The sequence below is a fragment of the Maribacter cobaltidurans genome, assembly GCF_002269385.1.
In the GTDB taxonomy this organism is placed as follows: domain Bacteria; phylum Bacteroidota; class Bacteroidia; order Flavobacteriales; family Flavobacteriaceae; genus Maribacter; species Maribacter cobaltidurans.
In genome coordinates, this window is sequence record NZ_CP022957.1 from 2,560,264 (window position 1) to 2,586,179 (window position 25,916).

The following is a 25,916-nucleotide window of genomic DNA, read 5'->3' on the forward strand; positions in this document are numbered from 1 at the left end:
CTAAGCATTTAATAGGGTTTCAATATCGAACTTTTTCATCTTTAGGAATGCTTGTATCACCCTTTCCCTTTTTTCCGGATGGCCCATTAATTCCTCCAAAACACTGGGCACAACCTGCCAAGAAACACCAAATTTGTCCTTGCACCAACCACAATTGCTTTCTTCACCTCCATCTTTTGTAAAAGAGTTCCAGAAATAATCTATTTTTTCCTGAGTGTCGCAATGGATTACAAAAGAAACGGCTTCATTGAACTTGAATTTAGGGCCTCCGTTTAACCCCATAAAAGGTTTACCATCCAATTCCCATTTCACGACCAATGGATTTTCCGCCGTAATTTTTGAATTGGGAAAAATGGAACAGTAAAATTCCGCAGCGGCTTTGGCCTGTCCGTCAAACCAAAGGCATGGATACATTTGATGGGTCATTTTTTTAGCTTAAAGGGTTTCCGTGTACTTTTTGAAATTGTTCAATATGGCTTGCCATCCATCCCTTTGCATTTCAACAGGGTTTTCGGTTTCCGGGTCAAATCGTACGATTACCTCCGTTTGGTTTCCCAAATCATTGAATTGAACCTCAACAGTTCTTCCGTCAAATCCATAAGTAAAACCTTTACCTTCCTTTATATCGGTATAAATGGCTATAAAATCAAAACCAAAACTGCCATCCTTGGCTTCCATTCTAGCTTTGTAGGTGCCACCTATTTTCATATCGTTTTCGGCGGTAGGGCAATGCCAACTTGGGTCGGCAAAATTCCAATTTACTATATGACTGGGATTGGTATAACCGTCCCAAACCTTTTCCAACGGTGCGTTGATTTTTGCGCTTACTGTAATTTTTGGCGTATCCATTATTAAATTTTTCACGTTAAAACCAGTTACAATGTACAATACAAATTTGCACAATTACTGCAAAAATTGTCCTGTGCATAAATGACAACAAAAGGGCAATTCACGACAATTTTTATTTTACCTTTATCATACCAATCCTAACGTCATAAGCATGAAACGCGTAAGTATACTTGTTCCGGAGAGTTCCGTTTTGCAAGCTATTGCAGATCCTCAATATTTGTTTTCGGCAGTCAATCAATTTATGGTCACATCCGGTAAACAACCCTTGTTCGATGTTCAGTTGGTCGGATTAAAAAAACAAGTGAAATTGAATAACAGGCTTTTTTCTATTCATGCTTCCCAACTGCTTAAGGATGTAAAGGAAACCGACTTGGTAGTAATTCCCGCTTTGTTCGGAGACATGAAAAGTGCAATTGCCAAAAACAAAAAACTGGTGCCATGGATACAGGAACAATATGATAATGGGGCAGAAGTAGCTTCGCTTTGTGTGGGCGCATTTTTATTGGCTTCTACCGGTCTCCTCGACGGCAAAAAATGTTCTACCCATTGGGGTTTCCAAGAGGAGTTTCGTGAAATGTTTCCCGATGTAGAAGTACAGGATGGCAGTATAATTACCGAGGAACATCGAATCTATTCCAGTGGCGGGGCCCATTCTTATTGGAACTTATTACTCCATTTGGTGGAAAAGTACACGGATAGGGGAACGGCAATTTTAGCTTCAAAATACTTTGCCATAGATATTGATAGGGATAGCCAGGCCGCCTTTGCCATGTTCCAAGGTCAGAAAAACCACAATGACGAAGCCATTAAAAAAGCTCAGGAATATATTGATGACCATATCCAAGACAAAATCTCGATAGATGAATTAGCGGATTTTACAAAGCTGGGCAGGCGAAGTTTTGAACGGCGTTTTAAGGCCGCTACCAATAATTCTGTTTTGGAATATATCAATAGGGTGAAAGTGGAGTCCGCTAAACGCAGCTTTGAAATGAGCCGGAAGAATATTAACGAGGTAATGTTTGATGTTGGCTATACGGACACCAAAGCTTTTAGAACCATTTTTAAAAAAAATACAGGTCTTACCCCGATTGAGTATCGAAATAAATACAATAAAATGGCTCTGAGTTGATTCTATATTCTACCCGTGTTTCTAATTTGTCTAGACATTCTCTCAGATATAGATTGGTTTTTCCGAGATATGGGAAACTGGAAGCTTGCAGGAAGCAGCGTAAAATTGGGTGTTAGTAATGGCCATAAATGATTGGCTATTATATGTCCCGTATCATATAAACCGAACTCGACGGACAGATTTCCGAGAATTCTTTGGTTGATGAAATCTCATTTGGTGCGACTGCTCTATCAGCTGTCTTAAATCCGTTCTTGTCAAAATAGCCATCTGCGGTTGTTGTCAGTAGATGTAATCGTTTTAAACCGTCTGTTTTACTTTGGTCAATGAGTTGGTTTAAAAGACGTTTCCCAATACCTTTGTTTTTGTACTCATCCCTAACGGCAAAGGAGCGCAAAAGTCCCTCTTCATTATATTTTTCTACACCGATACAGCCAACAAGGACTCCGTTTTCTTTCTCAGTAATAAACTGGACCTTTGATGCAATAATATCCTCGTAAGGGAGGTCATTATTTTTTAGCAACTCTTTTATATTCCCAAAACTTTGATTTTCTTCCATGTTATCCAGGATCTTTGATGAAACACTTTTCCAATTATTAAAATAGCTTTTACACCGTGCTTTCAGCATAGTGTTTAAAATTATTTAATATGGATTGGCAAAATTCTTGCTGCACGTCTAACGGAGTCTCGCTTTCCGGTTCAAATGCTTCAGTTAACCGAACACCTTCTTCTGTTTCCACAAATGTTATCGTCGTCTTTCTATTATCAGAAGTAGTATGGGCTATTTTCTTGTACATCACAATTTCATCATAGTTACAGATATAATCAAAACCCTCGCTTCCATCCTTTGTTTCCATTCTTAAATACAGCTTTCCTCCAGCCCTTAAATCATTCTCCACAACTGGAGTATGCCATTCTTCGGACATATTGTTCCATTTGCCAATATGAACAGGGTTTGTCCAGAGTTCCCATACCATCTCAATTGGTGCTTTGATTAGAGTTTGTGCCGTTAATCTATTTACATCCCTTTGCATTTATAAAAATCCTTTTAGTTTTAATTTTCAACAAATTCAGTCTATTTTCAAAAAGGCCATAATCCTATCGCGTTGCCTAAAATGATGTCGAAAATGCATTTCTGCAAACTGTAGCCATTCCGTTGCGCTAAAATAACCGAGACCTGGATGCTTGGTCTTGCCCTCATGGGTACTATTTGAAACCTGACGTTCAACATGGACTATGGACTCTTTAATTTTAGCAAAAGAGCTTAAAATTTCCTCTTTACTCTTTGGCTGAAGGGTGAAGCTGTTCGAGGGTGGGCCTTCAATACGTTCATTGGGGAATTCATTGTCGACAAACATGATCTTGGCGTTCGGTTTCATTTCCTCGTTGCTATTTTCATTGTTGGATGAGCAGATTACCGCTTGCTCCAGAAAATAATGGGTTGCGTCTATAAGATGCATACAGACCTGTCCAAGGGACCAACTGTTTGGAGAGGGTTTTTTGCAGAGCTGTTCAAAACTTAACTCTTCTATATCCCTAGTCCAAAGATCAATAGTATTTCTAAGATCCTCACGTATCATTTATGGGCTATTCTAAAGATTATTTATGTACCCATAAATTTAAAATTAAATCAATAATCGCTTCAACCTATCTAATGACCTTTTGTCATTGCTTATCTGCAAGACAGTGGGGGGTATTTTTTCAATCTTGTTGAAGTCCTTAAAGATGAAACCACAATAAGTGGGAACACAGGTATTTAGGTTTGAAGAACTAGAGACGCTATCCTTCTTTTAATCCAGCAAGACTTCCACCACAACTTGCTTTCCCAGAAGGCAGCAAATGATATCATCAATTTTTAATGTCCCATTTTCATTTTCAACCCTCAGAATATTGTCACAATCCTCCAAATCGAAATCCACTTTATAGCCAGGAAACTTACTGTTCAGTATCCGTAAAACTTCTTCGGCCTTGCTTTGGGAGGAAATATTGGTTTTAAAGACTTCTACCATCTTTAAGCTTCTATTATTATTCCATAGAATGGATTCCAATCATATTCCCTTCGGTATCCGTAGCTAAAACCATAAAACCATACTCCCCAAGGGACATTTTTGATTTAAATATTTTACCTCCGGCACTTTCAACTCTAGCTTCTTCTATACTGCAGTCATCGCTCATAAAATAAACGATGGTACTGTTATTTCCTGCGGAGAATCCTTCCATTTTCACCAAGGCTCCTGATGCCCTGTTTTTGGACTCCGGATCCGATGGAAAAAATAACATTTCCATTTCTTCTCCCGTATCCGGCATTGGCATTTCGCTCATTTTTAGGTTAAATACGGCTTCGTAGAACTTTTGGGCTCTTTTTAGGTCGTCAACATAAATTTCAAACCACACTACGGGATTTTCTGGTTTCATCTTCGTCTTTTTTAAGTGTTTCAAACAAAAATACTTAGGTGAACCAGTAAAAAACTTGTCCTATGACAGTAAATCAACTTCCGGAAATTTCTCTTCGTATACGGCTCAAGGAGGTGTCGGTTATCCCAAGGTAAGAGGCAATATGCTTAATTGGGGCTTGCTTTACAATTTCCGGTTTCTCCGTAATCAGCGTTAGGTATCTTTCCGTTGCGCTTTTGATGAGCATTTCTATAGCCCGTTGTTTTGAAAGAAATAATTGATTGGACATCCATGCCCTGCCCCATTCGTTAAAGCTTTCTATTTTATGGTACAATACCTGAAAGGTTTCAAACTCAATTTTCCAGGCAACGCCATTGGTAAGTGCAATTATATTTTCCTTTGTGGGTATTCGCTGAAATAGGGAGGATACTTCTATGGAAATTTCATTTTCGCCATAAAAATCCGTTGTTATCTCGTTTCCTTCAAAGTCATGAACATACGCTCTTAGGAGTCCGCTTTCAATCAAATAATATTCATTGGCTATTTGGCCCTTTTCCAGAAAAAGCGTGCCTTTAGAAAAATTGATTTTCTGGTGGTTGTCCATTATCTCCTTTAAATCATCCGCTTGTATTAAAGGATGATTGTATACGGTACGAAAAAAGCTTGACTTCATTGATTTATACGGTAGTTTACTTATGGATACAATTTACATCAAATATGGCACAACGACATAGTATGAATAATGGTCAAGATACTTGTGTACAGGCGGAAGGGATGGTAACTAATTTTTAGGAAATTTGGCGAAAACCATTAAAACTATTTCCTTGAAAGGTTGACGACCTTAAATTCTATTTCAGGGTTTTGGGGGATAAGGGAATCTGACCGCAATTGATTATACATTTTGTTATGCACTGGCTTTTTTGTTCAGCCCTTGACGAATAAAGATAAAATGGAAATGTACAAAATAGACCAACCTAAATAAAAAACTTTGCACTAAACCCTCAAATTCGTTACCTAATGGTTTAATAAACCAAAATTGTTTCATATTTGTTTTGCTTAGATTAACTGAAACAAAGTTCTCTTTTAAATGCCTTAAAAAAAGGACATGATAACTAAGGATGAGGACAACTTTAGTAGGAAGTGGAATTGTGTCTTTTGAGGAGTATCTTTAACGGATATGCGCTTTTATAGTTTAATTCCAAGGCTGTGAATGTAAGTGTATGCCCTTTTGAGAGAAGGTGTTAGGCACGTTAGACTTTTAAAACATTTATCTATTCCCCTATCGTTATTTACGTTTTATGTTTAAATTTTCGGGACATATTCCTCTTGCTCATGTTTACTTCTTCCGCAATATCATCAAGCTTTATTTTTCCATAAAAATTGTCCATGCGGATACTGATACAAAGCTCAAAGGAAAGGAACAACTTGAATGGTTCAAAGAAATGCTACTAGAAAAAGTCCAAGATGATACTATTTCCTTTCACTCTATAGCGGCCAAAACCATTGTCCAATGTCTACGCATGTCCATAGGCGATGAAAAACCTAATTTGATTGCCTATTGGAACATGACGAACGCACATTTTTTTTTAAATATTCCATAAGGACCTAATTAAAACCATGGAATCACAGATAAGCATTCCCATATTGTCCACCAACCATAAATCACTTCATTAAGACGTCAGGTTTGTGTTAAATGATAAGACGCACCTCTCCCAATTCTTCCAGACGATACGGAAACTTATCACCTGGTGAACCAATGAACATAAAATTAGTGGGAATGTTCCATTTCTTAGAAAGTTCCTTTATTTTTTCAGGTCCAAATACGCCTTCAACCTCAACAAAATCAATGTCGATAGATGGATAAGCCCTATTCAACACTTGTATATCCGTCATTAAGTTTTTGACCCCCTGAACCCCTTTATCCAACACGGAAACAATCTTCAGTTTTCTAGTTGCCTCATTTGCCTTAATGTAAAGCATTATTTTATTTAAGGTGGCCACATCATCGTGATTGGTAAAATAGACGAATTGTTGTGCATTTATTTTGTGGATCATAAGTTGTATTTTCTTTTGGGTTCCGCCTAAAAACCCACTTTTAGGAAAAAGATAACCTATTACTTGCAGAAACGCCTTTAAAACAAAGGTTCGCTTTAACATAAAAAAAACGACCAATAACGTAGGAAAGAGATATTCCATGAAAATTACTAGATAGCCCGGATTTAGAATGATATTACCTATAATAGCCGCGATAGTTGCCATGATTGCGACCAATAATGCCGGCCAACTTGCCTTTTCAGGTCTTGGGAGCCTACTTCTATTTATTTTTAAAAGCATATTTCCAACCCCAAATAAAGTCATTACTGCCAAAAAGGCGATTGTGTAAACGCCCGCCAATTTTGCCAAATCCCCTTGAGTTACAAAAAGAATTGAAGTGCACAGTAAAAAGAAAAGAATAAATATGAGATAGGAACTTCCCCTTCTGTTCTTTCTTAAAAGCGGTTTTGGAAGGATTCTGTCCAAGGCCATTCTTTCCATGAGTCCGCCAACACCAACAAAAGAAGTTAGTACAGCTCCGCTTAATACCAAGGATGCATCAATTCCAACTAAGTAAGAAAGCCAATTACCGCCAGACAGGCCTCCCATCAAGGAAAGTAATGAATCTTGATTCTCCACTACTTGATTCATTGGGATAATGGCCAAAGCTAAAAATGCTATCAGAGGATTGAATATGGTCACTACAATCCACATATTCCTCAAAGTCTTTGGGAATACTCCTTTTTTTTGTTCCTCTACATAATTGGCGGAACTCTCGAACCCGCTGATACCCAACATGGCCGCCGAAAACCCAAGAAACAATGCGGTAACTACCCCTCCCTTTATGGGCGTATTGAAGTTATCCAACAGAACACTAAACCCATTATTAAAAAAGAAGAATAAACTGAAACCGCAAAGGGTCGTCAAAGAAAAGAGATGAAAGACAAAAATGGCTATGGCCACTTTAGAAGACTCACCTATACCCAAAATTACCAACCCCATAAATATCAATAATAAGCCGATGGTGGTAGGTACAATAGGAATAAATTCCCAAATACTGTGGGCGTATTTTACGGCTTCACTTCCTGAAATTACGGCCGTTGCCATATAGGAAAGTACCGTCAACGCGGCGGCCAGGGAAGCCGTAGACTTTTTTGTCGTATTTAACAATGCGTTATAGGCACCTCCATTTAAAGGTAAGGCCCCAACTACCTCGCCGTAAATTTTTCTAAATAAGAAAAGAACGGTAGCTACCAGGAGCAATGAAACCCAAGCAAATTGTCCGGCATATACGATGGCCAATGCGGAGACATAAAGACAGGAGGAACTAATATCGTTACCACAAATGGCCGTGGCTTCCAATTGGTTTAGTTTCTTTTTCACTGTTTCCTTTTTCAAAACAGAGGGTATTTAAGTGAGTAATTACTGTTAAAAGTAAGAAACCGAAATTGGTTCAAAGGAATTAAACCATAAATATTTGTGCGTTATCAGAAATCATTTAGGTGTAAAGAAGTAAGGCTAAATGCGAAAGGTCTAAATTGTCAGCATTAGCGGATTTAGATAATCCTAAAACCCATTGTTGCAAATGGAAAATGGAGGCTTGTCGCCTCCCTATTTTTTGTATTCAAGAAATACGTGCAATTGAACTCGTTCATTTTTTTGAATACAAAAAATGATTTACGCAAGTAAACCATTTTCCATTTGGTCGGGATGACAATATCCTCGACCAATTTCTATTTATTTAAAAATCATTGTTTTACTACTTAAAATCCTGAGAAAAACCCCGTTAAGAACACGTAAAGCAAAAAACAACTATTGAAAACAATTTTAATGTGTTTCTTTACATAAATGTAGCTGTTTTTTCAGCTAAGTACAATCTCCGTCTTTCTATTGCAATACCAACGACACTTCGATGTACTTAAAAAGACCCATTTTATAGGTGGTATTTTCATAAAGAAAACCCAAATAATAATCCCCGGCTTCCCATGCCTTTAACCCGTCAATGGGATTGGGTTTGGGAAGATTATTGTCGTACGCTGCGCCAATGGTAAACTCTGGGTATATAATAACAAAAGGAGTTGCCGTAAAATCACTGAACGTATTGCTAAAATTTCCCGTTGTAGCCTTATCAATATGTTCAGCAATATTCCATACAATAGTTTTTGAATAATCTATGGCATCAATGCTCTCTGGCTTGTGGTTGTGCTTTTTATTGATGAGCACCACATACAATTTTCCATCACCTTTTACTCCGGTTATGCTACCTTGGGCTACAGCAGTTTCGTTCATAATAAGCAGTCCATCAGTACCATTCTGGACTTCACCAAAATAACTTATGTGTGCATATCTATCAGTTTCTAAGTTTCCTACAATAATAGTCCCAACTTGAGGGTCAACTGGTAGGTTTTCTGCCAGATAGATGGTAATAGTTCTTACTTCTTCCAGCGTTGTGCCATTTTCATCTTCTACAATGATTATGAAATCATAGATGCCTTCAACAGCATTTTCTGGTATATCGAAGTGTTTGTGTACAGTGGCATTCTTGATACCTTTATATTCATCCCATTTTCGTTCATAAGACCAGTCGGATACGTAGGTCTCACCAGATTTTGGTTGAATTTTGATACTTACCATATCAATCTTATCTCCGGCCAGTACACTGGCGTTGAAATGTAAATCCCTGCCCATAACCCCGATCTCGTTGTTGTTGAGCCCTACTTCAACATCTTCCAGGGTAGGTTCTACAAGAATTACTTCTTCCTCGTCGTCATTATCATCGTTGGTACAGGCGGTAATGGTGAAAAGGGCCACAAAGAGCAGTGATAAAAATTTAAAATTTGTCTTCATAATTTGTTTTAAGTTTTGCTATTCGATTATTTTAATGTCAATAGAGGTTCTGCTTTGCCATCCAGTCTCATCGGTCACGGAGTAGGCACAGTGGTAATCACCGGCATCAATGTCCTGTGGAATGGTAACTTCGATATTAATCTCATACTCTTTTCGATTTCCATCTATGCGGAAGTTTTCCATATAAATAAAGGGGTTCACTGCTGCCTTAACAGGTTCTAGATCGCAGATTGCCTCCTGGTCGTCGTGGGTATGATGGTCAAAATTGTGGTGCAGGTCAAGGCTGTAGGAGGCAAGCGTACTATTGTCACTAACTAGGGCCTTGAACACATAAGTCTCCCCGCGCTTCAAGCTTTCACAAGCTTGTGGGAAACCGCCACTATAGCTTATGGTAATGGTTGGTTTTTCTTCGTCCTTGACATTGCCATCGTCTGAAGAACAGGAAGTAATTAGTAAGATTGCCAGAAGCAAGCTTGTATATTTTATAATTTTCATAGTCTGTATTTTTTAATAGAAAACCAGTGCCTTCAGTTGTGGTCGGCACTGGTTTGTTGTGAATTTATGATGCAGTTACATCAATGTGTCGGTCAATAACATGGGTATTGCCTTCTTCATCCTCAACAGTAATCAACATGTGGTATTCTCCCACAGGAGCGGTAGCTGGAACATCAATGTGTTCATGAAATTCTGCTTCGGTCTCTTCGTGCAGGCCATCTTCAAATTCCTCATCAAAATCCCACTCTACCTCACCCTCGCCAACGGCTAGACCGTGAGCGTGTACGTCAACGATAACGTGGTGTATGCCGTGAACGGCTTCAATCATGAATTCCACATGGAAATCATCACCTCGCATTACGCTTTCATCGATAGAAAGATTACTTACCATAATGGGTTTCATTATATCAATATGCCCCACGACTTCGGTGCTGTTGCCGTTTTCATCGGTAACGGTTAGGATAACGTGATATTCGCCGGCAGGTACATTGGAGGGCACATCAATATGCTCGTGGAATGTAGGATTGATGCTCTGGTACTCCATATCGTCCCAGATTTGCGCAAAATCCCATTCTTCTTCACCATCACCTACGTCAAGGTCATGGGCGTGAATGTCCACTGTGATGCTTTGTACCCCTGCTTCGGCAATAATATCGGCTTCCAAGTGAATATCGGATCCGGCATAGGCTACATGCCCATCGCCGTGGGTACTTCCCATGCCAAGTTCAAAGTTGGAGATTACAGGGGCGTCTTCAAAAACGAGATCATTGTCGTCGTCGCTACAGGAATTCAATGTGATGCCTGCAAGTACAAAAAGTGCTAAGTGTTTGAGATTAATTTTCATAAAAATTTAATGTTTAAGGGTTAATAAAAGTGATTAAAAAGGTATCGTTAAGGAGACCGATAGGTTCCTGCCAGGTTCTGGAACATCGATAAGCCTATAAAAACTGGTGTGATCATAAAATTTCGTGTTGAGCACATTGTTCAATTTGATACGTAACTGCGCCGGACTCCCTTGTTCAAAGAGTTGTATTTTGGTATTTGCTGATAGATTGAGGGCTTGGTAGCCTTCCGTTTTTACCTCTGGGGGAACAATATTGTTTTGGGCAGCGGTAACCCTAAAGTCAACCATGATCAGTGGTGCTTGGAAAAAGAGAAAATCCTTGAAACGGTAGCTCGCTGAAAATAAGGTGGACAAGGGCGGGGTGAACGGAATGGTAAAGTCCTTTTTGGGGCCACTGGTCTGTCTGGCATAAATATATTCTACCGAAGCATCCAATCTTAGGGCGGTCGTAATATCCATACCGGCCCATACCTCACCACCATATCTGAGGACTTCGCTTTGGGTGTACTCGTATATTTGTAAGGTTTCGTAGTAGTTGGCAGTAGGGTTCAGGTAGATAAAATTCCCGAAGTAATTCAAAAAAGGGCTAATACCTGCATTGAACCGTTCGGTGGTGTAGTCAATATCCAGATCCAATTGATAGGATTGTTCTGCATCTAGGTCCAAATTGCCTCTTTCAAAGCGGTACATGTGGTAGTTTACCCCATCCGAGGCCAGCTCATTGGCCAATGGCATCCTAAAACTTTTTCCAAGGTTTATTTTGCAAGTGGTGTTTTTGGTGAGGTAGCTCATCCCTATGGAACCACTAAAGTTTCCAAAGTAAATGTCCCTATCCTGTGCGCGTTGCAGGTATACGTAAGAAGTGGTGCCATCCCTATTGTTGACTGGAGACCGGAACCAATCAAAGTATGCCTTGGTTCGCATAAGGCCCACATCGTAACGAATTCCTGATTGAAGATGTAGGTTTTCCTGAATTTTAAAATGGTCGTATACAAAAGCACCGGCAGAATACCTATTGTATTCTGGAATAAGGAAACCCCATCCGCCGATATTGTTGTTCTGTAATTCGGTGTTTATACCAAAAGACAAGTCATGTTTTTCATGGGGAGAATAGGTATCCTTTGCATTGAGGGAGTAGGTGTTTTTGGTAAAAATCCGCTCCCTGCTGTTGGGGGGGGTGGGCATATAGCCATGGGGCACGGGTTCTGAACGTTCTTCCCTTTGGTTGTTCTGGTAGCCCAAATCAAAATCCAAGGTATGATTACCTATATAAAATGTGGTATTATTGGTGGCCTTAAAGTGATTGACTTTGTGATAAGGTAAATCAACGTCCCTGTCAGAGCTGTCATAGTCAATGGTTGAGGTCCGCACCTCCAATCCATGGGCATTGGCAAAAAAGCCATTCTTCGCATTTACATTACTGATAAATGTTTCTGATTTGACATGGTCTTTTACATACCCAATACTAAAGCCTGCATTTGCCTCGGAACCCGCTGTGTTTCTGAGATGATTTTCATGAAGCTCAAAAATGTAGCTTTCATAATTGATTTGGTCTGTTGGTACTTTGTAATCACCATAATCCCTATAGGTCAAACGACCACGATAAAACCAATTTTGTAATCTTCCTTGGATTCCAGCTGAAAGACCCAATAAATCATTATTGGTTTCTCCCAATAAATTTACCTCCCCACCAAAAGCATTGGGTTCGGGGATTTTTGGAGGTTGGATGTCCACTACACCTGCTATGGCATCGGAACCGTACAATAGAGACGCCGGGCCTTTTATGATTTGGATATCTTCAATTCCATATTGATCAATTTCCAGACCATGGTCGTTGCCCCATTGCTGTGCTTCGTGTTTAATACCATTTTGCACAACACTGACCCTATTAAAACCAAGTCCCCGAATAACGGGCTTGGATTGACCGGAACCAATGGTCAGGGTGCTCACCCCGGGAATTTTCCGCAAGGTCTGCATTAGGCTGTTTTCTCTATTGCTTTCCAAAAACTCTTTAGTAACCCCTACGGTTATAGTGGATAGTTCCTGTGCTTTTCTTTTTTCGGACTTACCCAACAGTTCCACCTCATCAAGATTGGTAACAGTGGGTTGAAGTTGAATGACCACACCATCCAAATTTTTGAATACTTCAACGGTAACGGTCTGGGAGGTGTACGCCACATGACTTACCTTAAAATCATAGTTGCCTTGTGGGATATTTTCTATGGTGAATTTGCCGTTTTCACTTGAAATGGCAAAGAAAGGATTACCAATAATATTGGCACCTTCTATAGGAGACATGTTGGCTGCATCTATCACAAGTCCATGGATTTTATAGGTTTCTTGTCCGGATGCCTGTGTACATAGACTGATGAACAGCCATGCAACGAGCAATTTCTTTATCATTTTGAAATACTATGTAATTCTCATATTGCTCCTGAAGAAAGGAGCGTTCAGGCCAGATCCCGACATTTGCTTTGGCGAAGAAATTTGCAGTATCTCTATAAACCCAATGAATGCACCCTAATACAAGGGTCAATAGACAAGGGAATAACATTTTAATCCTACGGATTAAAGGTTTGCCAAACTAAAATGTAAGGAGTAATTAAATTGAAGGAGGGGGCCTTGAGAAAAGAAGGCTTGGGCAAGTGGTCGTAGAAACTTGGAAATCGTAGCCAATTGCAACTTCGTTTTGAGGTACGAATTCGATGGCGGGGGACAATGGTTCCCCTGAATCTTCCAATACTGCGGGTGTATGACTGTCAGCGGCAATGTTGTGACATATGGCGCAAGAATCTAGGCAATCTGGATCGTCATGTGTAAGCACATGAAGGCCAATAAGCTTCGTTGCCATGAAAAGGGCAAGAAAGATAAAGGAAATGCTATTTTTGAGACGATTTGATTTCATATCCACGCAAACTTATTAAAAACAAATCAATTTATATCACTGGTCCCGTAAATATGCTAAACTTTTACTGTATTCTAAATTTTGTTCACCTCAGGTTGTAAATCATTAGAATGAATATTTTGAACATTGGCTGGTAGTTTCAATCTGTATAAAAAGCCGCTTTCGTCATGCGCGGGTGGCTCAGTTTACCTGGCTCATCCAATTAACTCTTTCATTTTCATTCATAACGACGGTGAAAACAGAACCGGAATTAGGATTGGACTCAACCTCAATATAACCTTCCATAGCCTCCACTTGAGTTTTTACAAGGTAAAGTCCCATTCCTTTACCCTTACTTGAGCCACTAAGCCTTCCATACATATCGAATATTTTCTTTCTTTTTGAATCGTTGAGTGACATTCCAATACCATTATCGGATACTGAAATCGACACAACACCATTTGGTGAACAATTTGAAATGACCCTCACTTGGAGTATCCTATGCATAGACTTATAATGGATAGCGTTCTGTATCAGGTTGAAAAAAATATTCGTTAAATATGGCTTAATCCCCAATATTTTTTGAACTTCGGAAAAATCCCTGCTTATTTGAACCTTACTACTCTCAATGTCGTTGGCCAAAAGCAATTCGATATTATTCATGATTTCATGCAGATCAACTTCTTCAAATTGTTCTTTCGAAACGTGTTTAAGTGATAAGGTTTCATTCAAATCTATTAAAGTATCATCAAGTGTGAAAACCGTCTTGTCTATCAATCTCACCAATTCCTCATTGCTCAAATAATCATTCTCTGAAGAATTATATAGTCCCGTAAGAGCTTTGAGTGTTGAAACGGGTGCCCTTAGCATATGCGAAACAACGTAAACGAAATTTTGAAGTTCGTAATTTTGCTTTAAGATTTTAGTTTTAGCCATTTCCATTGCGGTAATATCCTGTGTGGTTCCGGCCATTCTATGAGGCTTACCATTTTCATCATAAAAAAATTTTCCCCGTGTGTACAAATAGCGTACCTCCCCATCATTCCTTACAATTCTATATGTCGCATTATGCAGCCTTTTACTTTCTAAATCTCCTTGGAGAGTTTCCCTTACGGATTCTCGATCGTCAGGATGAATCATTGAGAAGAAATCTTCAAAGTCAGGTTCGTAGGTTAAAGGGTTTTTACCACAAAGTCTAAAAAATTGTTCGGACCATTCTACTTTGCCATTTACAATATTCCAATTCCAATTTCCCATATTTGAAATTTCCTGGGCCTCTTTTAAATAAAATTCGCTTAAAGTTAATTCTTGAAGAGCTTCGACTCGCTGAGTAACCTCCATTTGATAAACACTGCATCCGATTACCAGCCTATTTCTATCATAAATGGGATGAAAAGAAAGCTCATGATATGTTGTCTTTCCCTCACACTCCAATTTAAAGTCTGTACTGAAAATTTCACCTTCAAATGCTTTTTTATAGAATGGCTCACAATCAAACGGAGTCAAACCCAGTACCTTTCTATCGATTATTGGCTCCTCTCCGCTATGCTTGGTCACAACCTGAGCGAAGACCGAATTGAAGGTTACCAGCTTTAGTTCTAAATCTACAGACCAAATTGCATTCTTGGTGTTTTCCAAAATTGAACTTATACGTGCCGACTGTTGTTCCTTTTCCTCACTAAGAATTCGAACATTTTTTATTACGGGGCGTATGAACACCCTATAGTTTAAGAAAATGATGGCTATAAATAATATTCCCAAAAAAAAGATAAGTCTTCTTAAACCTAAAAAAGGTAGACTGGAATTCGAGATTTGGGTAGCAATTATTTTATTTAGCCCTTTTTGATAAGCCTCTTGGTTTTTATTGTATTCATTAATCAGATTTTCATTCAATACATCAACTTCCTTCCTATTCACCAAATTATAAATTTGCTGTTGGTTAGGGGATATGCTTTTTAATATGCTAATTAAACCGTAATCTTCAATTTTAGCTAAGCCAAGCGATTCGTCTCCATTTAATAATTGAAAATGCATTCGTGTCATTATTTCGACGTCATTTACAATTTCAGGAGTTATTTTGGAATTCAGGTTTAAGCTGTCTGAAATTCTTTGATTCAAGGCACTTTGAATAGCAATTAATCTAACCCTTTCAGTGTCTTTACTCTTTTTGTCAATCAAAAATTCAAGATAACCTGTGAACGTAATTGCAATCAAGGAGAAAAATAAGAGACTTACAAAAACTACCTTTTTAATATTTTTAAAGGTAGGATCCAAGACTAACAATTTTCTTTTGTTCATGAACTATTATCTGTTAGATATGTAATTAATATTTTAGAACCGGGTTTAACCATCCCAAATCCATGTTAAGGAAGGGAATTAGAAAAATTAAGAATCCGTAAATTTTTATACTTCAGTGAGGTTTTTCTTCAAAATGGAGATATCGGCCATTCTAAGTGGTTTGGAAATACATCCTAGTGCCAAGGGGTGGTTCATCGCCCTTTTTAAATCTGAGCTGTCGATAGATGATGTAACCATCATGGTTTCCACCGTTTCTGTTCCTCGAAAATGATTTAATCGGTCTAAAAATTCAAAACCATCTAACTCTGGCATATTAATATCCAATAATATTAAAATATTAGGTTTCCCTTTTAAAAGTGTTTCTCTCAAATCATTTAGTGCTTCAATGGGATTCGTAAAGCACCTAATATCATCTGTCAAAAAAGACTTTTTTATAAGGGATTTATGAATGAAATTTACGGTCAGATCATCGTCAACTACGAAAACAATATCATAAGGGGGATTACAATCTTGCATATTTAGAAATTATTAAAGTTATATTAATTTAGAATTTTCATTTAGCTCAAGTAACGTCTTAAGTTGATTGGACTCTAATGGCTTGTTCAAAAAATGTCGTACATACTCCGGATATTCAAGCGCAAGCCGTTTATCCTTTTCAGAGATGGAAGAAGATACTATAATTACGTCTAAAGATTGTGTAATACCTTCTTTTAAGAGACAATCCAGAAATTCGAATCCGTTCATCTCAGGCATATTGATATCCAATAGAATCAAGGAGGATTTAAGGCTATTTCGGTTTTCCAACAAAACTTTAAGGCCTTCTTCGGGATTTGTAAATGAAAAAACGCTTTGAAAACCTAATCTTTTCAAAAGCATTGTATGTAAGAAGTTTACCGTTTCAAAATCATCAATTAAGTAAATATTATTGTAGCTCTTCATTGGAACGGTAGTACTTTTAAACCATTGCTAAGTCCAATCACAAATAATACTTTTTAAGCAATTGAAAATAAATTCTTACAAAAATAACGGTAAAAGACTATTTATATTGTAATTATTTTTGATCTCCTCAATCTCAGCTTAAAGCCGAACTGTTTGAAAATACAAGAACAAGAACCTCAAATCTTACGCCTAACTTTTGTGCATGGATGCTATCGGGTTTTTGTAGCGTTCCGGCAGATACGCGTAAAGCAAAAAACCGAAAGGGCGCAACCTACTTTTTGGATTTCAGTATCCCATGTCCTCTCCCGTTCCCCTTGGCCTTATCGATGCACTTCCAAGGGATTTGATGATCTTGGCCGCCACCTGTAATTTATTGGTCGGTATACTTGGAGCTTTGACTCCCATGGTCTTAAGAAGCTTGAAGGCCATGTCCTTTTCTTTGGTGGACAGTCCTCACCTTGGAAAAGAACTTCCCAGGTTCCTTATCATCGTCCTTTCCATGTTCTTGATAATAGCGATGATCCTATCGATTTTCTTCATCATCTTCGTTTCCAACTTTTTGATATTGTCAAGTACGACCTTTAGTCCTCCTCCAAAGGGGTCCAGGTTGTTTTCCCGGAAGTAGGTGACCATCCCGTCCAATACGTCGCTATGGGACTTGTTGAACCTTTTGGAATAGGTTCGAAAGCGTGTGGCCGTCTCTTTCTTTAGGGTTATATTGGAATACCCACCTGTTCCTTTCTTCGTTCCGTTGTTTGTTGATTGCTTTTCCATGGTCCAATTTTGTTTTTCCGCTAAAAATTCCCAGTGTTTACAGGGCTTCCCAAAGGGTTCACTGTAGATTTTGGAAAAGTCTACTGTAACCCCTGTTTTTACACGGTATTCCAAAATTCATTCAATTAACTGGTTTTCAACGTTTTGAATACCCGAAAACAACCGTGATGGCGCAATCTGCGCATCACCCTCTTGCTATTTCTTCGTCCCGCAAGCGGGACCGAATAAATACATGCTGATTTGGAAATCAGCTACCACTGTAATTTTGTGTTCGTTGTACGGACTTTAGGAAAGTCAAATCAATTATTTGTTTGCCGCACAAATTATGCTTGAAAGCATATTATAAATATACCTATTTTATCATTAGCAAAATAAATTGTGAATGGATGAATGGTATTAAGAAATGATTTTGGCAATTAATTTTCTTAAGATATAACAATCACCTATTCATAAATCCATACAAAACAAAAGGCAAGATAATTGAGCCAAATATAAGTGCCATTGAATATATGAAATCAGTTATTCCTCCGCCTCTATCAGTCTTTGGTTCTTTCTTAAATAATCCTTTGTATATTCTTCTGAGAGGCCATTGCAACATTAAAAAAGCTAATGGCATTAAAGTAAATGGCCCTAATTTTTCAGTTATTATTATTGGAAAATTATTTACAAAATTCCCACCATAAACCATCAGTATAATTGCTATTGCAAAACAACCTAAATACAGAATATCCTTTTTAAGTATTTCACCATCAATATAAAACCAAATAGAAACTCCGGCATATAAAAACCAAGTTACTCTTTCTTTTTCCATCATATCGCTATTTCCATTGATATACAGAAAATGAAATACTAAAAATATCAAGAGTGCCAAAGATATTATGGCAAACCTTCCTTCAATGGTTTTAAAGAATTGCTTCTTATCTGGATAGACGCTCATTTTTGTATAAACTGTAATAGTATTTATTGATGATGTGCTTACCGGTGTTAATTTGAAAAATTCTGGAATTCTAGAATTGACTTTTTTTATTCCACCACCAAAGTCAATCTTGAAATGATTATTATTTTCCGTTACCACATAAACGTTATCATATTCAGTATCATCAGAAGGAATATAAATCAATATGTCCTGGCCTTTAAAATCACTAGTCTCATCACCTCCTGTATATCCCAATATTTCAATTGGTCCCTTTATATCTTCAGGGTACTTTAAATAGTTAATCAAGAAAAAGAACAATTGGTTAGAAATGTTATCGATTCTTATTTGGATTGAGTCTTCAAGTTGGAACAAATTAAAGGTCCTTTCGTTATATAAACTTTCCAAATACAAATCAATCCATTGTCTGATAGCCAACTTTAGATACTTCTCGGAATAACCTTTTACATTAATCAATCCTTGCATTATTCTAGTAGTTATGCTGTATTTCTCGGATTAGACTATGATAGGCTTCAGAAAAACAACGAATCTCCTTTTCTTCGTGATACCTTGTATATAATTCCAAAAAAAGTCTCAAAACAAAGTATAAGATAACAAGTGTCCAGTTGGAAATAATAAACGCCAAAATCAAAGAAGTCAAAATACCCAAAACATTTATGGTCTTGACCAAAATTTTCAAGGGTTTGATAAAATCTGTTTGAACAACGAATTCATTCTTTCCGTTCAATTTTCCCTTAACTCTGTAAAACTTATAAGATTTTTGCCGTACCAATTCGAATTCCCGCATTTTGACAAAGCCATTATATTCATCTAAAGATATAAGCTTATGTAGAGTCGAAATAGTATAATCTGTTTTGGTAAGTGTAATATTCAAAATTTTATTTTAAGTCTTTGACCAACCTAAAAAATGTCATAAAACGAAGTTTGACAATTTCTATTATAAAGAAATAGAACTAACAATTAAAACAAGTGAAATTATTATAAATCGATTTGAAATTTAACAAATAGGTCGTTATTATGTTAAATCTTGTTAAAAAATGTGGTGTTTGCAAATTGTTTGCAAAAAATAGGCCCCAGAAAGAGAAACTCTCGGAGGCCCAATGAATCCAAGTGATCGCGAAAGGATTCGAACCTTTGACCGTCTGCTTAGAAGGCAGATGCTCTATCCAGCTGAGCTACGCGACCCAATACATTTAAAAGGATGGTTTTTTAAATGTGGCTGCAAATTTAGTAAAAAATACATATTGGTAAAACCAAATCGTGCTAAAAGATACCCTATTATAAAAAGTAACTAAGAGCTTGTAGTTTTATAGCCCTCGTAGTGGTCAAAATTGTCATAGAGTTGGTCCAATACCTGGTAGAAAATATCAAACTCTTTTTCGGTAATATTAATGGTACTTACCTTCCTTAGGTCTTTGATTATGGGCAGTACACGTTCCATAAGTTTTTGGCCCTCGTCCGTCATGACCAATTTATAACGTTTTTGGTCGTCCCTGAACCGCTGTTTTTTTAGTAAACCTTTTTTGCAAAGCCCACTGATAACACGGGAAGTGGTGGCCCTATTTCTAAAGTTGGATTTGGCGATGTCCGCCTGGGATGCATTCTTGCCTTCCAGATGTACTCGTTGTAGTAGGACCCATTGCTCAATGGTCAAATCGATATCATTGTCCAAAAAGGCCTGTAAAAAGGTGCTTTGTACCTTTTTTAAGGTGCGGTCAATATATACGCCAAATCCTTCGGTCCTGTCCATATGCGGTAGCTTACGGACAAAAATACATAGAAAATCGTTAAAATTGTTGTTAATGCAACAAAATGAAATATTTTTTGTAATTTTAAACCTTCCAAGGATAATGGATGAACAGGCATGCCGATACAGTTTAAAACATACATTTTAGAAGATAGCACTTATAAGGGCGGAAGCAAGAAAATTGTTATGCCAGAGGGTGTGGAAGTGCATAAGTTATCTTCCAATGAAAACCCTTTAGGGTATTCCCCTAAGGTTAAAAAGGCGCTAATGGATTCACTCGAGGAGCTGAGTCTGTATCCGGATAATACCGATATCCGACTAAGACAGGCCTTGGTCAGGGATTTTAAACAAGAACTTAACCAGGACCATTTTATTACCTCCAATAGTGGCTCGGAAATCATTGATATGATTTCAAAGGCTTTTCTTAACGAGGGCGATGAAGTGATTGTAAGTCAGCCTTGTTTTTTGCCCTATACCGCATTCACGCGTTGGATGGGGGCTACCGCCATCAACGTTCCCATGACGGAAAACTTTGATTATAATCTGGAGGGGATTTTAAATGCGGTGAACGAACGAACGAAGTTGATATTTTTGGCCTCACCGAATAATCCATCCGGGAATTATATTCCCAAAGAAGATTTGACTGCCTTTTTAAATAAAGTTCCATCCCACGTCATTGTGGTTTTGGATGAGGTGTACCGTCATTTTGCAGAAGCTGCGGACTATACATCGGCATTACCTTTTGTGAAAAATGATCAGAACATCATTGCCATTAACAGTTTTTCCAAAACCTATGGATTGGCTGGGCTCCGGGTAGGGTATTGTTATGCCCCTTTGCATATCAGCAATTACATTAGAAAAATTTGTAAACCCTTTCTATTGTCCACCATGGCCTTGGAAGGGGCCATTGCAGCTTTGGAGGATACGGAATTTGTGGAAAAGACCGTAGCCCTAATACGTCAGGAACGTGAGTTTGTGCTTAGGGGATTAAGTGCATTACAAATCAAGTTTTGGCCTAGCCAGGGAAATTTTGTAATGATTCAACCTACTATTCCTGATACAGAACTGGTCGCCTTATTGGAGCAAAAGGGGATTATGGTTAGACCTGTGGGCAATTTTGGTGCCCCTGGAAAAGTTCGGATTTCCTTTGGTACCAGGGCTTCCAACGAAGTACTACTGAATGCCTTGGAATCCATTGTAAAAATGAAAACAGTAATGTCATAAATTTTTTAGCAACTATGTTGCATTAACAACAATATAAAGTAAGTCAATATGTCAACAACAATAGCATCAGAAAAAAAACAGGAAAAAGCAACAGACTTCATGCCGATCAACGGCACCGATTATCTGGAGCTTTATGTAAGCAATTCCAAACAAGCAGCGCACTTCTACAAAACTGCATTTGGTTTTAAATCCTTGGCATACAAAGGTCTGGAAACTGGAAGTAGGGAACTTGAATCCTATGTGGTACAACAGGACAAAATACGATTGGTCCTAACTTCTCCCTTAAAAAGTGGAACCGATTTAGGTAGGCACATAGATAAGCATGGTGACGGTGTTAAGGTAACGGCACTTTGGGTCGAGGATGCTACCTATGCGTATGAGGAAGCGATGAAACGCGGTGCCAAAAGTTATATGAAACCTCAGGTGGAAGAGGACGACCACGGAAAAGTGGTTCGATCCGGTATTCACACCTACGGAGAAGTGGTCCATATTTTTGTGGAACGCAAGGAATATAATGGGGTGTTTCTACCCGGTTTCAGAAAATGGGAATCGGACTATCAACCGGAACCAGTAGGGCTTAAATATGTGGACCACATGGTAGGGAACGTGGAAGAGGGGAAAATGAACTATTGGGTAAACTTCTATGAAGAGGTTATGGGCTTTACCCAAATTCTTTCCTTTGATGACAAGGATATCTCTACAGAATATACCGCTTTGATGAGCAAAGTGATGAGCAATGGCAATGGGCGAATCAAATTTCCTATCAATGAACCTGCTCCGGGCAAGAAGAAATCCCAGGTGGATGAATATCTAGAATTTTATGAAGGCGAAGGCGTGCAGCACATTGCGGTTGCTACCGATGATATCGTAAAAACGGTATCCGACCTAAAAAGTAGGGGAGTGGAGTTTTTAACCGTTCCTACCACCTATTATGATGTGCTTACAGAACGTGTCGGTAAAATTGACGAGGATATAGACTCATTAAGTAAGTTGGGGATTTTAGTTGATCGTGATGATGAGGGATACTTGTTGCAGATATTTACCAAGACCGTTCAAGCAAGACCTACCATGTTCTTTGAAATCATCCAAAGAAAGGGTGCAACATCCTTTGGAAAAGGTAATTTTAAGGCATTGTTTGAAGCCATAGAACGTGAGCAGGAACTCAGAGGTACTTTATAAGGACCTAAATGAGTAATTTTAAAAGAAGTTCACAAACCAAAAAAGTCAATTTATGCCCATATATCACAAACAAGGTACTATTCCCCCAAAACGCCACACGCAATTCCGTAGGCCGGACGGTGAACTCTATTCTGAGCAGTTGTTCGGTACTATAGGGTTCGATGGGATGTCCTCTTTGCTTTATCACCATAACCGACCTACCATGGTGAAGGAGATTGTAAAGAGTACCGATGTTTCCCCCAAAATAGGCCTAGAAAAACATATTCGTTCGCTAAAATTGGTGAGTTTTAACGTTAAACCCAAGGATGATTTTTTGGAGGCGAGGGAGCCCCTCTTGGTGAACAATGATGTGCATATAGGGGTGGCGGCACCAAAGCAATCTATGACCGATTACTTTTATAAGAATGCGGATGCTGATGAAATGTTGTTTATCCACAAAGGTTCTGGGACGCTCCGGACTATTTTTGGGAATATTCCTTTTGAGTACGGGGATTATCTTATCATTCCACGTGGTGTCATCTATCAAATCGATTTTGATACCGAGGAGAACCGTATTTTTTATGCGGAATCCTTCACTCCTATTTACACTCCGAAAAGATATCGAAATTGGTTCGGGCAATTGTTGGAGCATTCGCCGTATTGTGAGAGGGATTACAAACTCCCAGAGAATCTGGAGACGCATACCGATTTGAACGAGCACCTTATGAAAGTGAAAAAACAAGGAGTGCTGCATGAAATGGTTTATGAAGGACATCCGTTCGATGTTGTAGGTTGGGACGGATACAACTATCCCTACGGATTTTCAATCCATAATTTTGAGCCCATTACGGGAAGAATTCATCAGCCGCCGCCGGTACATCAAACCTTTGAGACCTCGGCCTTTGTGATTTGTTCCTTTGTGCCCAGATTGTACGATTATCATCCTAAATCCATTCCTGCGCCCTACAATCATTCCAATATCGATTCCGATGAGGTATTGTACTACGTGGATGGGGATTTTATGAGCAGGAACGGTGTTGAACCAGGCAATATTTCATTGCATCCGGCCGGAATTCCGCATGGTCCGCATCCAGGTGCCGTAGAGCGAAGTATCGGTCAAAAAGGCTCCGAAGAATTGGCGGTAATGATCGATACGTTTAGGCCGTTGATGGTGACGGAAAACGCCATGAAATTGGACGATGGTAACTACTATCAATCTTGGTTGAATTCATAAAATAAAATCAAGTATGAAACCAATGTCTACTTGGGTTGATGTGCCAAACGATTCTGATTTTACAATTTACAATTTACCCTTTGGAATTTTCTCCGTGGATGGAAATGAACCTAGGGCCGGTATCGCTATTGGTGCCCAAATCGTTGATTTGGCTGTTTTGGCAAAAGCCGATTTGTTGGATGTTGAGGAACACTATTTTTTGAAACCTTTTCTGAACGATTTCATTGGATTGGGTAAGGAAATAACCCGAAAGGTTCGTTTGGATGTGCAACGACTATTATCGGATGAAAATTCGGAACTGAAAAATTTATCGGGTGCCCTTGTTGGTCAAAATGAAGCTACAATGCATCTTCCTGTCAATATTGGGGATTATACGGATTTCTATAGCAGCTTGGAACATGCCACCAATGTAGGTAAAATGTTCCGTGATCCGGAGAATGCCCTCCTTCCCAATTGGAAACACCTTCCCGTAGGATATCACGGAAGGGCCTCGTCCATAGTGGTCAGCGGTACACCCGTTCATAGGCCTAAAGGTCAGGTGTTGCCCAAAGGTGAAAAAACACCAATTTTTAAACCCTCTGGGCGGTTGGATTTTGAGCTGGAAATGGCATTCATTATCGGAAAAGAAACAGAGTTGGGTGAATCCATTTCTGTTGAAAAAGCACACGAACACATTTTTGGTATGGTCCTGTTCAATGATTGGTCCGCCCGAGATATCCAAAAATGGGAATATGTGCCTTTAGGCCCCTTTCTAGGTAAGAGTTTTGCCTCGTCCATTTCACCCTGGATCGTAACCCTAGAGGCTTTGGAACCGTTCAAGGTTGAAGGTCCGGGACAAGACCCTGAAGTACTACCTTACCTAAAATCCACTGGGCCGCTGAATTATGATATAAATCTAGAGGTTTCCTTAGCTCCTGAAAATTCGGATACCCAAACAATTTGTCGCTCCAATTTTAAATACATGTACTGGAACATGGCCCAACAATTGGCACATCATACCGTAAATGGTTGTAATGTAAAGGTGGGGGACATGATGGCTTCGGGTACCATTTCGGGAAAGGATGAAACTGCCTATGGCTCCCTACTGGAACTATCCTGGGGCGGTAAGAAATCGATTAAATTGCAACAGGGTGAGACCCGTACTTTTATTGAGGATAATGATACCATAAGCATGAAAGGGTACGCCATTAAAAATGATATTCGGGTAGGATTTGGGGAAGTGTCGGGGAAAATCTTGCCTGCAAAAATTAATATATGATAAAAACTATTGATCCAAATAACATTCCACAGCAAGAATTGCACGCCTATCTTTTATCGGCAGTAGCTCCAAGACCCATTTGTTTTGCCAGTACCATTGATTCCGAAGGAAATGTAAACCTTAGCCCCTATAGCTATTTCAATATTTTCAGTATCAATCCGCCAATCATGATATTTTCTCCCAATAGGAGCGGGCGCGATGGTTCTATGAAGCATTCCCATCAGAATGTTTTGGAAGTACCCGAAGTGGTCATCAATATTGTCAACTATCCTATGGTGGAACAAATGTCTTTGGCCAGTACTTCCTATGAGAAAGGCGTGAACGAATTTGTAAAGGCTGGCTTTACCCAAGTTCCCAGTGAAAAGGTAAAACCTCCCAGGGTAGGGGAGGCTCCGGTAGCCATTGAATGTTCAGTGACCGAAGTGATAGAATTGGCCGACACCCCAGGTGCCGGTAACCTGATTCTGGCCAAAGTGGAACTGGTTCACATCAATGAGGACTATCTGGATTCCGAGAATAAACTGGATACCACAAAATTGGATTTGGTAGGTCGTATGGGCGGAAACTGGTACACACGTTCTAGTGGTGATTCCCTATTTGAAATTCCTAAACCGATTCGCAACAAGGGCATAGGGGTAGATCAATTACCCGATGCCGTTAGAAACAGCACCGTACTTACGGGGAATAATTTAGGACGCCTGGGAAATATGGAAACTTTGCCTTCCCAAGAAGATATTGATAGAGTAGCGGAGTTACCGAAGGTCAAGGAAATATTGGAAAGTACGGTTAATGAGGTTAGTATCCACAAACTGGCCAAAAAATGGCTGGAAGATGGGAGAATGGAAGAAGCTTTGGCCTTGTTGTATTTGTAACCCAA

At 38.9% G+C, this 25,916-nt stretch carries 29 protein-coding genes and 1 tRNA gene; 7 read left to right on the forward strand and 23 right to left on the reverse strand.

Going from position 1 to position 25,916, the window contains the following annotated elements:
* Positions 1–426, reverse strand: coding sequence for a VOC family protein (locus tag CJ263_RS11185; RefSeq protein WP_094997353.1), 426 nt, complete (start codon positions 424–426; stop codon positions 1–3).
* Positions 427–435: 9 nt separating this feature from the next.
* Positions 436–864: an SRPBCC family protein gene (locus tag CJ263_RS11190; RefSeq protein ID WP_308423228.1), complete on the reverse strand. Its 429-nt coding sequence runs from the start codon at positions 862–864 to the stop codon at positions 436–438.
* A gap of 136 nt (positions 865–1,000) precedes the next feature.
* Here CJ263_RS11190 and CJ263_RS11195 point away from each other — a divergent pair, with 136 nt between their 5' ends.
* Complete coding sequence (locus CJ263_RS11195) at positions 1,001–1,978, forward strand: GlxA family transcriptional regulator (protein WP_094997354.1); 978 nt, start codon at positions 1,001–1,003, stop codon at positions 1,976–1,978.
* A gap of 139 nt (positions 1,979–2,117) precedes the next feature.
* Here the strand turns inward: CJ263_RS11195 and arsN2 are convergent, their stop codons facing one another.
* The 6 genes from arsN2 to CJ263_RS11225 form a co-directional block, all read right to left on the reverse strand.
* Positions 2,118–2,534, reverse strand: a complete 417-nt coding sequence (gene arsN2, locus CJ263_RS11200) for an arsenic resistance N-acetyltransferase ArsN2 (protein WP_158657131.1) — start codon at positions 2,532–2,534, stop codon at positions 2,118–2,120.
* A gap of 49 nt (positions 2,535–2,583) precedes the next feature.
* Positions 2,584–3,009 (reverse strand): SRPBCC domain-containing protein, encoded by a 426-nt coding sequence (locus tag CJ263_RS11205; RefSeq protein WP_094997356.1) that lies wholly within the window; start codon positions 3,007–3,009, stop codon positions 2,584–2,586.
* Between the two features lie 36 nt (positions 3,010–3,045).
* Positions 3,046–3,555: a DinB family protein gene (locus CJ263_RS11210; protein ID WP_094997357.1), complete on the reverse strand. Its 510-nt coding sequence runs from the start codon at positions 3,553–3,555 to the stop codon at positions 3,046–3,048.
* A gap of 210 nt (positions 3,556–3,765) precedes the next feature.
* Positions 3,766–3,984: a hypothetical protein gene (locus CJ263_RS11215; RefSeq protein WP_158657132.1), complete on the reverse strand. Its 219-nt coding sequence runs from the start codon at positions 3,982–3,984 to the stop codon at positions 3,766–3,768.
* Between the two features lie 16 nt (positions 3,985–4,000).
* A complete protein-coding gene (locus CJ263_RS11220) occupies positions 4,001–4,390 on the reverse strand; it encodes a VOC family protein (RefSeq protein ID WP_094997359.1) in 390 nt (129 codons plus the stop codon).
* A 73-nt stretch (positions 4,391–4,463) separates the two neighbouring features.
* Positions 4,464–5,042 (reverse strand): Crp/Fnr family transcriptional regulator, encoded by a 579-nt coding sequence (locus tag CJ263_RS11225; RefSeq protein WP_094997360.1) that lies wholly within the window; start codon positions 5,040–5,042, stop codon positions 4,464–4,466.
* Positions 5,043–5,667: 625 nt separating this feature from the next.
* Here CJ263_RS11225 and CJ263_RS11230 point away from each other — a divergent pair.
* Positions 5,668–5,970 carry a hypothetical protein gene (locus CJ263_RS11230; RefSeq protein ID WP_094997361.1) on the forward strand — a complete coding sequence of 101 codons (303 nt, stop codon included), beginning with the start codon at positions 5,668–5,670 and terminating at the stop codon, positions 5,968–5,970.
* An 88-nt stretch (positions 5,971–6,058) separates the two neighbouring features.
* Here CJ263_RS11230 and CJ263_RS11235 read toward each other — a convergent pair whose 3' ends face one another.
* The 15 genes from CJ263_RS11235 to CJ263_RS11300 form a co-directional block, all read right to left on the reverse strand.
* Positions 6,059–7,786, reverse strand: coding sequence for an APC family permease (locus CJ263_RS11235; protein ID WP_094999220.1), 1,728 nt, complete (start codon positions 7,784–7,786; stop codon positions 6,059–6,061).
* A 504-nt stretch (positions 7,787–8,290) separates the two neighbouring features.
* Positions 8,291–9,250, reverse strand: coding sequence for a DUF4625 domain-containing protein (locus CJ263_RS11240; protein ID WP_094997362.1), 960 nt, complete (start codon positions 9,248–9,250; stop codon positions 8,291–8,293).
* An 18-nt stretch (positions 9,251–9,268) separates the two neighbouring features.
* The gene (locus CJ263_RS11245) at positions 9,269–9,721 is read right to left on the reverse strand and encodes a DUF4625 domain-containing protein (protein ID WP_229702415.1); all 453 of its coding nucleotides are present in this window, start codon (positions 9,719–9,721) and stop codon (positions 9,269–9,271) included.
* An 88-nt stretch (positions 9,722–9,809) separates the two neighbouring features.
* Positions 9,810–10,589: a DUF4625 domain-containing protein gene (locus CJ263_RS11250; protein WP_094997364.1), complete on the reverse strand. Its 780-nt coding sequence runs from the start codon at positions 10,587–10,589 to the stop codon at positions 9,810–9,812.
* A gap of 33 nt (positions 10,590–10,622) precedes the next feature.
* Entirely contained in the window at positions 10,623–12,992 is a 2,370-nt protein-coding gene (locus tag CJ263_RS11255; protein ID WP_094997365.1) for a TonB-dependent receptor, read from the reverse strand.
* 199 nt (positions 12,993–13,191) lie between these two features.
* Positions 13,192–13,494: a hypothetical protein gene (locus CJ263_RS11260; protein WP_094997366.1), complete on the reverse strand. Its 303-nt coding sequence runs from the start codon at positions 13,492–13,494 to the stop codon at positions 13,192–13,194.
* Positions 13,495–13,674: 180 nt separating this feature from the next.
* On the reverse strand, positions 13,675–15,771 hold the full coding sequence (locus CJ263_RS11265; protein ID WP_094997367.1) for a sensor histidine kinase: 2,097 nt from the start codon (positions 15,769–15,771) through the stop codon (positions 13,675–13,677).
* 105 nt (positions 15,772–15,876) lie between these two features.
* On the reverse strand, positions 15,877–16,287 hold the full coding sequence (locus CJ263_RS11270) for a response regulator (protein WP_094997368.1): 411 nt from the start codon (positions 16,285–16,287) through the stop codon (positions 15,877–15,879).
* Between the two features lie 18 nt (positions 16,288–16,305).
* A complete protein-coding gene (locus tag CJ263_RS11275) occupies positions 16,306–16,710 on the reverse strand; it encodes a response regulator (protein WP_094997369.1) in 405 nt (134 codons plus the stop codon).
* Between the two features lie 285 nt (positions 16,711–16,995).
* Complete coding sequence (locus CJ263_RS20940; RefSeq protein WP_158657133.1) at positions 16,996–17,139, reverse strand: hypothetical protein; 144 nt, start codon at positions 17,137–17,139, stop codon at positions 16,996–16,998.
* 24 nt (positions 17,140–17,163) lie between these two features.
* Complete coding sequence (locus tag CJ263_RS11280) at positions 17,164–17,598, reverse strand: BfmA/BtgA family mobilization protein (protein ID WP_094997370.1); 435 nt, start codon at positions 17,596–17,598, stop codon at positions 17,164–17,166.
* Positions 17,599–17,923: 325 nt separating this feature from the next.
* Complete coding sequence (locus CJ263_RS11285; RefSeq protein WP_094997371.1) at positions 17,924–18,883, reverse strand: hypothetical protein; 960 nt, start codon at positions 18,881–18,883, stop codon at positions 17,924–17,926.
* Between the two features lie 4 nt (positions 18,884–18,887).
* Positions 18,888–19,292: a hypothetical protein gene (locus CJ263_RS11290; protein WP_094997372.1), complete on the reverse strand. Its 405-nt coding sequence runs from the start codon at positions 19,290–19,292 to the stop codon at positions 18,888–18,890.
* 237 nt (positions 19,293–19,529) lie between these two features.
* Positions 19,530–19,603: transfer RNA gene (locus CJ263_RS11295), tRNA-Arg, on the reverse strand.
* A gap of 106 nt (positions 19,604–19,709) precedes the next feature.
* Positions 19,710–20,168, reverse strand: a complete 459-nt coding sequence (locus CJ263_RS11300; RefSeq protein WP_094997373.1) for a MarR family winged helix-turn-helix transcriptional regulator — start codon at positions 20,166–20,168, stop codon at positions 19,710–19,712.
* Between the two features lie 114 nt (positions 20,169–20,282).
* Here CJ263_RS11300 and hisC point away from each other — a divergent pair, with 114 nt between their 5' ends.
* The 5 genes from hisC to CJ263_RS11325 are packed head-to-tail and all read left to right on the forward strand — an operon-like array spanning position 20,283 to position 25,911.
* Positions 20,283–21,389 (forward strand): histidinol-phosphate transaminase, encoded by a 1,107-nt coding sequence (gene hisC / locus CJ263_RS11305; protein WP_094997374.1) that lies wholly within the window; start codon positions 20,283–20,285, stop codon positions 21,387–21,389.
* Between the two features lie 48 nt (positions 21,390–21,437).
* Complete coding sequence (hppD, locus tag CJ263_RS11310; RefSeq protein WP_094997375.1) at positions 21,438–22,568, forward strand: 4-hydroxyphenylpyruvate dioxygenase; 1,131 nt, start codon at positions 21,438–21,440, stop codon at positions 22,566–22,568.
* Between the two features lie 52 nt (positions 22,569–22,620).
* Positions 22,621–23,781 (forward strand): homogentisate 1,2-dioxygenase, encoded by a 1,161-nt coding sequence (locus CJ263_RS11315; RefSeq protein WP_094997376.1) that lies wholly within the window; start codon positions 22,621–22,623, stop codon positions 23,779–23,781.
* Between the two features lie 22 nt (positions 23,782–23,803).
* Positions 23,804–25,039: a fumarylacetoacetase gene (gene fahA / locus CJ263_RS11320; protein ID WP_094999221.1), complete on the forward strand. Its 1,236-nt coding sequence runs from the start codon at positions 23,804–23,806 to the stop codon at positions 25,037–25,039.
* On the forward strand, positions 25,036–25,911 hold the full coding sequence (locus CJ263_RS11325; protein ID WP_094997377.1) for a flavin reductase family protein: 876 nt from the start codon (positions 25,036–25,038) through the stop codon (positions 25,909–25,911). The genes fahA and CJ263_RS11325 overlap by 4 nt, the downstream gene beginning before the upstream one ends.
* Positions 25,912–25,916: the final 5 nt, after the last annotated feature.

Coding starts and splice junctions, on each gene's coding strand:
- hppD (WP_094997375.1), top strand. CDS start 21,438: ATGTCAACAACAATAGCATCAGAAAAAAAACAGGAAAAAGCAACAGAC.
- CJ263_RS11205 (WP_094997356.1), bottom strand. CDS start 3,009: ATGCAAAGGGATGTAAATAGATTAACGGCACAAACTCTAATCAAAGCA.
- CJ263_RS20940 (WP_158657133.1), bottom strand. CDS start 17,139: ATGGCCTTCAAGCTTCTTAAGACCATGGGAGTCAAAGCTCCAAGTATA.
- CJ263_RS11315 (WP_094997376.1), top strand. CDS start 22,621: ATGCCCATATATCACAAACAAGGTACTATTCCCCCAAAACGCCACACG.
- CJ263_RS11300 (WP_094997373.1), bottom strand. CDS start 20,168: ATGGACAGGACCGAAGGATTTGGCGTATATATTGACCGCACCTTAAAA.
- CJ263_RS11195 (WP_094997354.1), top strand. CDS start 1,001: ATGAAACGCGTAAGTATACTTGTTCCGGAGAGTTCCGTTTTGCAAGCT.
- CJ263_RS11325 (WP_094997377.1), top strand. CDS start 25,036: ATGATAAAAACTATTGATCCAAATAACATTCCACAGCAAGAATTGCAC.
- CJ263_RS11275 (WP_094997369.1), bottom strand. CDS start 16,710: ATGAAGAGCTACAATAATATTTACTTAATTGATGATTTTGAAACGGTA.
- CJ263_RS11185 (WP_094997353.1), bottom strand. CDS start 426: ATGACCCATCAAATGTATCCATGCCTTTGGTTTGACGGACAGGCCAAA.
- CJ263_RS11230 (WP_094997361.1), top strand. CDS start 5,668: ATGTTTAAATTTTCGGGACATATTCCTCTTGCTCATGTTTACTTCTTC.
- CJ263_RS11250 (WP_094997364.1), bottom strand. CDS start 10,589: ATGAAAATTAATCTCAAACACTTAGCACTTTTTGTACTTGCAGGCATC.
- CJ263_RS11225 (WP_094997360.1), bottom strand. CDS start 5,042: ATGAAGTCAAGCTTTTTTCGTACCGTATACAATCATCCTTTAATACAA.
- CJ263_RS11215 (WP_158657132.1), bottom strand. CDS start 3,984: ATGGTAGAAGTCTTTAAAACCAATATTTCCTCCCAAAGCAAGGCCGAA.
- hisC (WP_094997374.1), top strand. CDS start 20,283: ATGCCGATACAGTTTAAAACATACATTTTAGAAGATAGCACTTATAAG.
- arsN2 (WP_158657131.1), bottom strand. CDS start 2,534: ATGGAAGAAAATCAAAGTTTTGGGAATATAAAAGAGTTGCTAAAAAAT.
- CJ263_RS11210 (WP_094997357.1), bottom strand. CDS start 3,555: ATGATACGTGAGGATCTTAGAAATACTATTGATCTTTGGACTAGGGAT.
- CJ263_RS11265 (WP_094997367.1), bottom strand. CDS start 15,771: ATGAACAAAAGAAAATTGTTAGTCTTGGATCCTACCTTTAAAAATATT.
- fahA (WP_094999221.1), top strand. CDS start 23,804: ATGTCTACTTGGGTTGATGTGCCAAACGATTCTGATTTTACAATTTAC.
- CJ263_RS11260 (WP_094997366.1), bottom strand. CDS start 13,494: ATGAAATCAAATCGTCTCAAAAATAGCATTTCCTTTATCTTTCTTGCC.
- CJ263_RS11255 (WP_094997365.1), bottom strand. CDS start 12,992: ATGATAAAGAAATTGCTCGTTGCATGGCTGTTCATCAGTCTATGTACA.
- CJ263_RS11270 (WP_094997368.1), bottom strand. CDS start 16,287: ATGCAAGATTGTAATCCCCCTTATGATATTGTTTTCGTAGTTGACGAT.
- CJ263_RS11240 (WP_094997362.1), bottom strand. CDS start 9,250: ATGAAGACAAATTTTAAATTTTTATCACTGCTCTTTGTGGCCCTTTTC.
- CJ263_RS11220 (WP_094997359.1), bottom strand. CDS start 4,390: ATGAAACCAGAAAATCCCGTAGTGTGGTTTGAAATTTATGTTGACGAC.
- CJ263_RS11285 (WP_094997371.1), bottom strand. CDS start 18,883: ATGCAAGGATTGATTAATGTAAAAGGTTATTCCGAGAAGTATCTAAAG.